The 9,818-nt window shown below is 51.2% G+C and carries 5 protein-coding genes and 2 rRNA genes (1 of these 7 only partly in view); 2 read left to right on the top strand and 5 right to left on the bottom strand.

Features of this window, described 5'->3' with window-relative positions; genetic code table 11:
• The 5 genes from CBE73_RS20545 to CBE73_RS20525 form a co-directional block, all read right to left on the bottom strand.
• Positions 1–718: ribosomal RNA gene (locus tag CBE73_RS20545) — 23S ribosomal RNA — on the bottom strand; it reaches 3,093 nt to the left of the window's first position.
• A gap of 420 nt (positions 719–1,138) precedes the next feature.
• Positions 1,139–2,693: ribosomal RNA gene (locus CBE73_RS20540) — 16S ribosomal RNA — on the bottom strand.
• Together the 16S and 23S rRNA genes form the textbook arrangement of a ribosomal RNA operon.
• Positions 2,694–3,172: 479 nt before the next feature.
• Positions 3,173–4,039: an L-serine ammonia-lyase, iron-sulfur-dependent, subunit alpha gene (gene sdaAA, locus CBE73_RS20535; RefSeq protein ID WP_094095831.1), complete on the bottom strand. Its 867-nt coding sequence runs from the start codon at positions 4,037–4,039 to the stop codon at positions 3,173–3,175.
• A complete protein-coding gene (gene sdaAB, locus CBE73_RS20530) occupies positions 4,036–4,734 on the bottom strand; it encodes an L-serine ammonia-lyase, iron-sulfur-dependent subunit beta (protein WP_094095830.1) in 699 nt (232 codons plus the stop codon). Before sdaAB ends, sdaAA begins: the two co-directional genes overlap by 4 nt.
• Positions 4,735–4,856: 122 nt before the next feature.
• Complete coding sequence (locus tag CBE73_RS20525) at positions 4,857–6,455, bottom strand: amidohydrolase (RefSeq protein ID WP_094095829.1); 1,599 nt, start codon at positions 6,453–6,455, stop codon at positions 4,857–4,859.
• Positions 6,456–6,722: 267 nt separating this feature from the next.
• On the opposite strand from CBE73_RS20525, the gene yhbH reads away from it, so the two are divergent.
• Positions 6,723–7,883: a sporulation protein YhbH gene (gene yhbH, locus CBE73_RS20520; protein WP_373286365.1), complete on the top strand. Its 1,161-nt coding sequence runs from the start codon at positions 6,723–6,725 to the stop codon at positions 7,881–7,883.
• A gap of 281 nt (positions 7,884–8,164) precedes the next feature.
• Entirely contained in the window at positions 8,165–9,655 is a 1,491-nt protein-coding gene (locus CBE73_RS20515; protein WP_094095827.1) for a peptide MFS transporter, read from the top strand.
• The last annotated feature ends 163 nt before the right edge of the window (positions 9,656–9,818 follow it).

Below are 9,818 nucleotides of genomic sequence, written 5' to 3'. Positions count from 1 at the left end.
TCGCCCTATTCAGACTCGCTTTCGCTGCGGCTACGGCTTCTCACCTTAACCTTGCACGGGAACGTAACTCGCCGGTTCATTCTACAAAAGGCACGCCATCACCCGTGATGAAACGAAGTTTCATCATAGGGCTCTGACTTCTTGTAAGCACACGGTTTCAGGATCTCTTTCACTCCCCTTCCGGGGTGCTTTTCACCTTTCCCTCACGGTACTGCTTCACTATCGGTCACTAGGGAGTATTTAGCCTTACCAGATGGTCCTGGCAGATTCATACGGGGTTTCACGTGCCCCGCACTACTCGGGATCCGTCTCGGAGGGAATAGACTTTCGGTTACAGGGCTTTTACCTCTTCTAGCGGGCCTTTCCAGACCTCTTCGCCTACCCTATTCCTTTGTAACTCCATGTGAGACGTCCCACAACCCCAAGAGGCAAGCCTCTTGGTTTAGGCTCTTCCGCGTTCGCTCGCCGCTACTGACGGAATCACTACTTGTTTTCTCTTCCTCAAGGTACTTAGATGTTTCAGTTCCCCTGGTCTGCCTCTTCATTACCTATGTATTCAGTAATGAGTGACTGGCTATTACACCAGCCGGGTTTCCCCATTCGGACATCCCCGGATCAAAGCTTGCTTACAGCTCCCCGAGGCCTTATCGTTGTTCGCCACGTCCTTCTTCGGCTCCTAGCGCCTAGGCATCCTCCGTGTGCTCTTAGTAGCTTAACCAAATTCGCTCCTGTTTTTGGCTGACGGCTCTGTTCCTCCTTCGTTTCTTTGATTGAAGTCAACCAAGGAAGAAACGAACTCGCAAAGGATCCATCATCTCAAAAACACTCGCTCTATGATTAGCACTTCACTTGTTCTCTACGATCACAAGTTCAGCTAAAAAAGAATGTTCTAATTCGCATTTGTTGTTTCGTTATCCAGTTTTCAAGGATCAAAGCAGTTTCATTGAAACTGCGGCCTGTGTGAATTTCGGTCCATCCCATTGGGTTGATGAAATTCATACAGATCATTTTGAGAGTTTGAGCTCTCAAAACTGACCAACGAGTGAGAAGTGAAATCTTTGCGAAGCAAAGATACTTCGAGAGCATCCTTCTTCGCCGTATTTGTACCGCTTCGCTACAGAAGCGAGGTACTCCATAGAAAGGAGGTGATCCAGCCGCACCTTCCGATACGGCTACCTTGTTACGACTTCACCCCAATCGTCTACCCCACCTTCGGCGGCTGGCCCCCTTGCGGGTTACCCCACCGACTTCGGGTGTTGTAAACTCTCGTGGTGTGACGGGCGGTGTGTACAAGACCCGGGAACGTATTCACCGCGGCATGCTGATCCGCGATTACTAGCAATTCCGACTTCATGCAGGCGAGTTGCAGCCTGCAATCCGAACTGAGACCGGCTTCTAAGGATTCGCTCCAGATCGCTCCTTCGCTTCCCGTTGTACCGGCCATTGTAGTACGTGTGTAGCCCAGGTCATAAGGGGCATGATGATTTGACGTCATCCCCACCTTCCTCCGGTTTGTCACCGGCAGTCACTCTAGAGTGCCCAGCCTTACCTGCTGGCAACTAAAGTCAAGGGTTGCGCTCGTTGCGGGACTTAACCCAACATCTCACGACACGAGCTGACGACAACCATGCACCACCTGTCTCCCCTGTCCCGAAGGAAAGGACCATCTCTGATCCGGTCAGGGGGATGTCAAGACCTGGTAAGGTTCTTCGCGTTGCTTCGAATTAAACCACATACTCCACTGCTTGTGCGGGTCCCCGTCAATTCCTTTGAGTTTCAGTCTTGCGACCGTACTCCCCAGGCGGAATGCTTAATGTGTTAACTTCGGCACCAAGGGTATCGAAACCCCTAACACCTAGCATTCATCGTTTACGGCGTGGACTACCAGGGTATCTAATCCTGTTTGCTCCCCACGCTTTCGCGCCTCAGCGTCAGTTACAGCCCAGAAAGTCGCCTTCGCCACTGGTGTTCCTCCACATCTCTACGCATTTCACCGCTACACGTGGAATTCCACTTTCCTCTTCTGCACTCAAGCCACCCAGTTTCCAGTGCGACCCGGAGTTGAGCCCCGGGATTAAACACCAGACTTAAATGGCCGCCTGCGCGCGCTTTACGCCCAATAATTCCGGACAACGCTTGCCCCCTACGTATTACCGCGGCTGCTGGCACGTAGTTAGCCGGGGCTTTCTTCTCAGGTACCGTCACTCGGGTAGCAGTTACTCTACCCGACGTTCTTCCCTGGCAACAGAGCTTTACGATCCGAAAACCTTCATCACTCACGCGGCGTTGCTCCGTCAGGCTTTCGCCCATTGCGGAAGATTCCCTACTGCTGCCTCCCGTAGGAGTCTGGGCCGTGTCTCAGTCCCAGTGTGGCCGTTCACCCTCTCAGGTCGGCTACGCATCGTCGCCTTGGTGAGCCGTTACCTCACCAACTAGCTAATGCGCCGCAGGCCCATCCGCAAGTGACAGATTGCTCCGTCTTTCCCAGCTCCCTCATGCGAGGAAACTGCGTATCCGGTATTAGCTACCGTTTCCGGTAGTTATCCCAGTCTTGCAGGCAGGTTGCCTACGTGTTACTCACCCGTCCGCCGCTAAGTCTCAGGAGAGCAAGCTCTCCTAAGGCTCCGCTCGACTTGCATGTATTAGGCACGCCGCCAGCGTTCGTCCTGAGCCAGGATCAAACTCTCCATTAAAGATGGAAGGTCCCTGCCACCCGAAGGCGGTAGGTTTTCCATTCAAAGTGTTTGTTTAGCTCATTTTGAATCTGACGAGACCGGAGCGAATTTCAAATCGACATAGATTTGAAATTCGTCCCAATGTATCTCAATTTATTTCTCACTCGTTGTTCAGTTTTCAAAGATCAAACTTTTCATTTTGTTGCTCGCTTTCGTTCTCAGCAGCAACTCTTATATCTTATCACTTACTAACCAACTTTGCAAGAACTTTTTTCAAGAAGTTTTTTCCTTCAAAACCAGTTCTATTCGTTAGCCGACCGTTAAACATCTTGTTTAATTGGCCGGAATAAGAATATAACATATTCCGACACGTTCTGACAAGTGTTTTTTCGAATTTGTTTTCATGATTCTGATCGTTATCCTCCCCCCTTACCTAAAAATAATACCGCCCCAGTTATTGGAGCGGCTGAATATCACAAATGTTCCTATTTATCCCCCTATAACTCCTGCATGATTTTACGGCCGGTCGGAGTCTGGGCTAATCCGCCTTTAGCTGTCTCCCGGTGTTTCTCAGGCATGGAAGACCCCACTTCCATCATCACTTGGATAACTTCATCTGAAGGGATCACGCTTCGCACGCCAGCCAGAGCCATGTCAGCTGCCGCCAGCGCAGTCACCGCACCAAATCCGTTCCGGACGATGCAGGGAACCTCCACAAGGCCGGCGACGGGGTCGCAGATGAGGCCGAGCGTATTTTTCAAAGCAAGACCTACAGCATGAACAGCTTGAGCGGCCGTCCCGCCCCGCAGCTCAACCAAAGCCCCCGCCGCCATTCCAATGGCGGAGCCAATTTCCGCCTGACAGCCTCCTTCGGCGCCGGAAATAAACGAGTTGTTGGCAATTACATAGCCAATAGCTCCAGCAGCAAACAAACCGTAAACCATGTGCTCATCGGTCCAGCTGAACCTTCGTTGACTGCTGACGAAGACTCCGGGAATAACTCCGCAGGAGCCCGCAGTTGGCGTAGCCACAATCCGTCCCATAGAAGCGTTCACTTCGGAAACGGCCAGTGCGTAAGCCATGACCTCACCTGCAGCTCCGCCAAGGTTCATTTCGGATTGTTTTCCGTAATTAACCACCCGCTGGGCATCCAGGCCAGTCAAACCGCTCGGGGAAGTTGTATCTTCATTTAAGCCTTTGTGCACGGCTTCCTTCATGACTTCATAATATTGCGCCATAGTTGCAAATTCAGCCTCAGGCGTACGTCCGGATTCCCGGCTTTGCTCCTCAAGCATTAATTGTCCGATGGTCATATTTTTGGCTTCGCATAAAGCTGCCAGCTCATTTAATGTTGAAAAATTCATTTCTGTTCCTCCGTTTGGGTCTCCTGAGACAAATCGATGATACCAACTGAAATCAAAGCATCCATTTGGGCAATCCGCTCCAGGATCCCTTCCTTGATTTCGCCGTCAATTTCGACAACCGTTATAGCGTTGCCGCTTCTATTCTTACGATCTACGGACATGTGGGCAATATTGGTGCCCTCTAAGCTTAAAGCCTGCGTAACATAAGCCAGTACGCCCGGAGAATCATAATGCTGAATGACAAGGGTCGGGTAGATGCCTGTCATTTTAATATTGAATCCGTTGATCTCTATAATTTCAATATTGCCGCCGCCGATGGAAATACCGGTCATCGTAAGCTCGCTTCCGCCGTCTCGATCCGACAGAATCAACTTAGCCGTGTTCGGGTGCCGGACTATCCCTCTGCCTTCCTCGAAGGAAACTTCCAGCCCGGACTGCTTGGCATAATCAAGCGCCATCGGAATTCGCGAATCATCGGTATCATAATCCAGCAGACCGCCAACAATCGCCCGGTCCGTCCCATGTCCTTGATAAGTTGCTGCAAACGATCCGTAAAAGATAATGACCGCCTTCTCCGGCTGTTTGCCGTATAAATGGCGGGCCGAGCGGCCAATTCGGGCAGCCCCGGCGGTATGCGAGCTGGATGGACCGACCATAACGGGCCCAATAATCGAAAAAACATCTTTAAAACGCATATTCCTAAAGCCTCCGCGGCAGTCCTGCCCATGAGTCGTAAACACGACTTCCTTCTCTTGCAGTATGCCTTTTTCTTAAAATATGCTGGAAATCGTCCAGCCGTCCCTCTTATTATAGCTTTTTAACGGTCGGCTGAATAGGCGATTTGTCCATTCACAATGGACATTTTTACCTTCACTTCCAACAGGGCATCCACATCTTCAGTAAGGTCAGTATCAATAACCGTGAAGTCCGCATATTTCCCAACCTCGATGCTGCCTCGTTCCCTCTCTTCCCCAACAGCAGCCGCACTGCCCAGCGTAAAGAGATGCAGGGCCTGCTGCAGCGTCAATCGTTCAAGCGGCAAATAGCCTTCCCCCTGCTGACCAGGTCTGCGTCTCGTTACAGCGGCATGAAGGCCGAGGAATGGATTCAGCGGCTCAATCGGCGCATCGCTGCCCCCTGCGCAAACGATGCCAGCGTCCATCAGCGTTCTCCACGCGTAGAGAACGTCCTGACGATCCGGACCTACCCTTTCCAGTACCCAAGGGAAATCGCTGGCCACGAAGCGCGGCTGGATGTCCGCGATCAGCGGCAGCTTTTTCATCCGTTCCAGCAAACCACGATCCAGCACCTGGGCATGAATAAACCGGTCAGGCAGGCCAGATGCACTGCCGAGCGGAAGTTTCTCCATCGCGCCGAGAGTCAGATCAGCCGCACCATCACCAATCGCATGAACAGCTATCGGGTAACCGTGTCTGCGGGCCTTCGCAACCAGTTCGTGTAATTGTTCAGTCGTCTGGATCGCCATGCCTTTGGTATCGGGAGCATCGCTGTACGGCTCCTGCAGGAGGGCCGTTCGGCCGCCGATAGCGCCGTCAGCGAAGATTTTCATCGCTCCGATTCTTGTCCATTCGTCCCCGCTGCCCGCCTTGACGCCCAGCTCCGCCACTTCCTCCATATAAGCATGGAACATCAGCTGGTGGGAACGCAGTGCCAAACCTTCCTCCCGAAGCTCGCGGTGAATCCGCAGCATCGTTTCTACACTACCAAGGAATCTCAGATCCTCCGTATGCGCACCGGTCAACCCAAGGCTTAGCGCATCGAGACTGGCGCGGCGGATGGCGGCTTTTTTCGTCTCATAATCGGGTTCAGGCTGAACCTTCTCAAACGGGTAACACGCCTCTTCGTAAATCCAGCCGTTAAAGCTCCCATCCTGATGGCGGCCAAACGCTCCGGAAGCGGGGTCAGGCGCTCCTTCTGGAATGCCCGCACAGAGAAAAGCTTCCGAGTTGCCCAGAAAGGCGTGGAAGCAGGTTCTTGTCAAAAAGACCGGATGACGGTCCGTTACCTCGTCCAGCTCCTGCCGGGTCGGAGCCTCGGCTGGCGTGAACTCATTTTCATTCCAATTCAGCCCTGTAATCCACTCCCCTGCCGGCGTAACCGCCGCACGCTCCCGGATCAGTCTCAGCATCTCCTCTTTGGACGTGACACCGGTGAAATCCAGCATGCTCAGCTTCATGCCGTGCATCCCCAGATGCATATGCGAATCGACCAGACCTGGAAGCACATATGCCCCCTCCCAATCGACCGTTTGATAGAGTCGCCCCGACAGCTGAAGCTCTAAATCGGAAGCCTGTCCGATCGCTTTAATCCTTCCATTCTCCACATATATAGCATTCGCAGACTGGTGATCAGCCGCAAGAGGAAAAATCCCGTTTTTGAATAAAACAGCCGTCATAATATCTTGTCTCCCTTATGATTTCTAATATGTCCAAGAAACCTCCCTTGATTATACCTCCGTCCGATCCAAACAGAAAGACAGCGTCTACGCTGCAAAAAATCATCCCGAATCCCGCGCCCGCTCGCGTTCATATAATGAAGAAAAACAAAATTCCTCCCACTCAGACGGCGAACTCCCTCACATATCGGACACTCTCGCGAATATACTTTATTTACAATCGTTTTATTGTCTTAGGCTGTGACTTCAACCGGGGAGGTGCCGCAAGTGTCGTCTTCATCGCATAATTTTGTTGTTTCCCGAGAGGATTGGTCTTTACACAGGAAAGGATACCAGGATCAGCAGCGCCATCAGCAAAAAATCAAGGAAGCGATCAAGGAAAACCTTTCCGATCTAGTGTCTGAAGAAAATATCATCATGTCTGACGGCAAACAGATCGTGAAAATTCCGCTTCGCAATCTGGAGGAATACCGGTTTGTCCATAATTTCAATAAACAAAAACATGTCGGTCAGGGGGATGGCAGCTCCGAGGTCGGAGATGTGCTGGCCCGGGATCGTCCGGGAAAAGCAGGCAAGCCCGGTAAAGGCGGCGAAGCCGGCGACCAGCCGGGTGACGATGTCGTAGAGGCCGAGGTCAATATCGAGGATCTGGAAGATATTTTATTCAGTGAGCTTGAGCTGCCCCATTTGAAGGAGAAAGACAAACAGGAAGTCGAAACCGAGGCGATCCGCTTCAACGACATCCGCAAAAAAGGGATCATGTCCAACATTGACAAGAAACGGACGATTCTTGAGAATCTGCGCCGCAACGCCAGACAAGGCCAACCGGGTATCCACGGCATCTCGCCGGATGATCTGCGGTACAAGACGTGGGAAGAAATCATTGTTCCCCATTCCAACGCGGTCATTATCGCCATGATGGATACCTCAGGGTCGATGGGTTCTTTCGAAAAATACTGCGCCCGCAGCTTCTTCTTCTGGATGACCCGCTTCCTGCGGAAGCAGTATGAGAAGGTGGAGATTGTCTTCATCGCCCATCATACGGAAGCCAAAGAAGTGTCAGAAGAGGATTTCTTCAACCGCGGCGAAAGCGGCGGTACGATCTGCTCCTCCGCTTATCTTAAAGCGCTTGAAATTATCGACAGCCGCTTCCCGATATCGAGCTACAACATCTATCCGTTCCATTTCTCGGACGGCGACAACCTGACGTCCGATAACGAACGGTGCGTGAAACTGATCGACGAGCTGCTGAAGCGGAGCAACATGTTCGGCTACGGCGAGGTGAATCAATACAACCGCAGCAGCACGCTGATGTCGGCTTACCGAAATATCAAGAAGCCGGAGTTCAAGCACTATATCATCAAGGAGCGCGGCGAGGTTTATGGCGCGCTGAAGCATTTTTTTCAGAAGCAGGAAGTGAAAGCTTAAATAAAGAACAGTGAATCCTTTCAAGGAAATAAGGGCCTCAACCTCCATGGATCTTCGGAGGAAGGGCCCTTCATCCTAATTTGAGGGACATTGTTATTTTCCAAGAAAGATGGGTATAAATACGGAAGGACCTTGCTCCGTATCTAACAATATACATACTGTTCAAATTCGTTCTTTAGCGGTATAATTTTAGCTTTACTGCCCTAATCGAGCATGGAGAAACAGCTAGAGCACAAGGCAGCAACATCTTAGTCATTACAGAAGCAGCAGGAGGTTAATTCATGGCAGAAATCACTAAAAAGGACATAGCAGAAAGTGTCCCGCAGAAAGGTTTTTTTGGACATCCTAAAGGGTTGTTCACTCTATTCTTCACAGAATTCTGGGAACGGTTCTCCTATTATGGAATGAGAGCTATCCTCTTGTACTATATGTACGACACCGTTATGAACGGTGGTCTCGGTATAGACCAAACTACCGCCTTATCCATCATGTCGATTTATGGCTCCCTCGTCTATATGTCGGGCATTATCGGCGGCTGGCTTGCCGACCGTGTATTCGGAACATCCAAGGCAGTCTTCTATGGCGGCGTGCTTATCATGTTCGGTCATATCGTGCTCGCTATACCGGGCAGCGTAGCCCTTTTCTTTGTTTCGATGGTACTGATCGTGCTTGGCACAGGCCTGCTCAAACCAAACGTCTCCAGTGTAGTCGGAGAAATTTATACGCCGGAAGATCAGCGCCGGGACGCAGGCTTCAGCATTTTTTACATGGGCATCAACCTCGGCGGCTTCTTGTCGCCACTTATTGTAGGTACGCTTGGCGAATACAACTATCACCTCGGTTTCGGGGTAGCGGCCGTAGGGATGTTCCTTGGACTTGTGGTCTTTGCTTTAACCAAGAAAAAATTCCTCGGCTTGGCAGGAACCGTCGTAGCCAACCCGCTTGCAGCAGGCGAGAAAAAGAAAGTATATACATGGATCGTCGTTGGAGTTCTTATTGTGGCGATTTTGGCTTACATCGGAATTGTGACGAAACTTCTCACCTTTGACCGGTTCATTCTGCTGGTCGGCATCCTGGGGATCATTATTCCGGCCCTTTATTTCCTGGTTATGTATCATAGTCCCAAAACTTCGCGTGTAGAGCGTTCCCGGATATTGGCTTATATCCCGCTCTTTATCGCAGCCGTTATGTTCTGGGCCATTCAGGAACAAGGTTCTACCATTCTGGCGGCTTACGCCAAAGAAAGGACCCAGCTGGAGTTTGCAGGCATTACGCTTACCCCTGCCTGGTTCCAATCACTGAACCCGCTGTTCATTATCATTCTGGCACCTGTATTTGCCTGGATCTGGGTCAAACTCGGCAACAGGCAGCCCTCTGTGGCTAAGAAATTTTCTCTTGGGCTTTTGTTCGCGGGATTATCTTTCCTGGTTATCCTGCTCCCGGCTTATTTCGGCGGGAGCGACAGCCTGGTAAATCCGCTGTGGCTCGTGCTCAGCTACCTGATCGTCGTGATTGGCGAGCTTTGTTTGTCGCCGGTAGGTTTGTCGGCTACGACCAAACTGGCTCCGGCAGCGTTCTCTGCCCAAACGATGAGCTTATGGTTCCTGACCAACGCAGCCGCTCAGGCAATCAATGCCCAGGTCGTCAAGCTGTATTCGCCGGAGTCTGAAATGGCCTATTTCGGTATTATCGGGGTTCTCTCAATTGGACTTGGTGTGGTTCTGTTCGCCCTCTCTCCGATTATTCAAAGAGCAATGAAAGGCATCAAATAAAAGCAGCCCCTCTATTAAAAAATACCGCTTTGAAATGCAGCAAAACCAACCATGGCCCTGATGAACAGGGCCATGGTTTTTGTTTTATATCAGGAGCATTAGGAAGCATGGCGAATCCAATTAGATCCCATCAGACACCGGCAGCATCCGGTCCAGTATCCGC

Origin of the sequence: Paenibacillus physcomitrellae, from assembly GCF_002240225.1 — a bacterium.
Lineage (GTDB): Bacteria > Bacillota > Bacilli > Paenibacillales > Paenibacillaceae > Fontibacillus > Fontibacillus physcomitrellae.
This window is presented reverse-complemented; position numbering and strand designations above follow the sequence as displayed.

What these genes read in the sequence shown, in the direction of transcription:
- sdaAA (WP_094095831.1), bottom strand. Translation starts at nt 4,039, where the DNA reads ATGAATTTTTCAACATTAAATGAGCTGGCAGCTTTATGCGAAGCCAAA.
- sdaAB (WP_094095830.1), bottom strand. Translation starts at nt 4,734, where the DNA reads ATGCGTTTTAAAGATGTTTTTTCGATTATTGGGCCCGTTATGGTCGGT.
- CBE73_RS20525 (WP_094095829.1), bottom strand. Translation starts at nt 6,455, where the DNA reads ATGACGGCTGTTTTATTCAAAAACGGGATTTTTCCTCTTGCGGCTGAT.
- CBE73_RS20515 (WP_094095827.1), top strand. Translation starts at nt 8,165, where the DNA reads ATGGCAGAAATCACTAAAAAGGACATAGCAGAAAGTGTCCCGCAGAAA.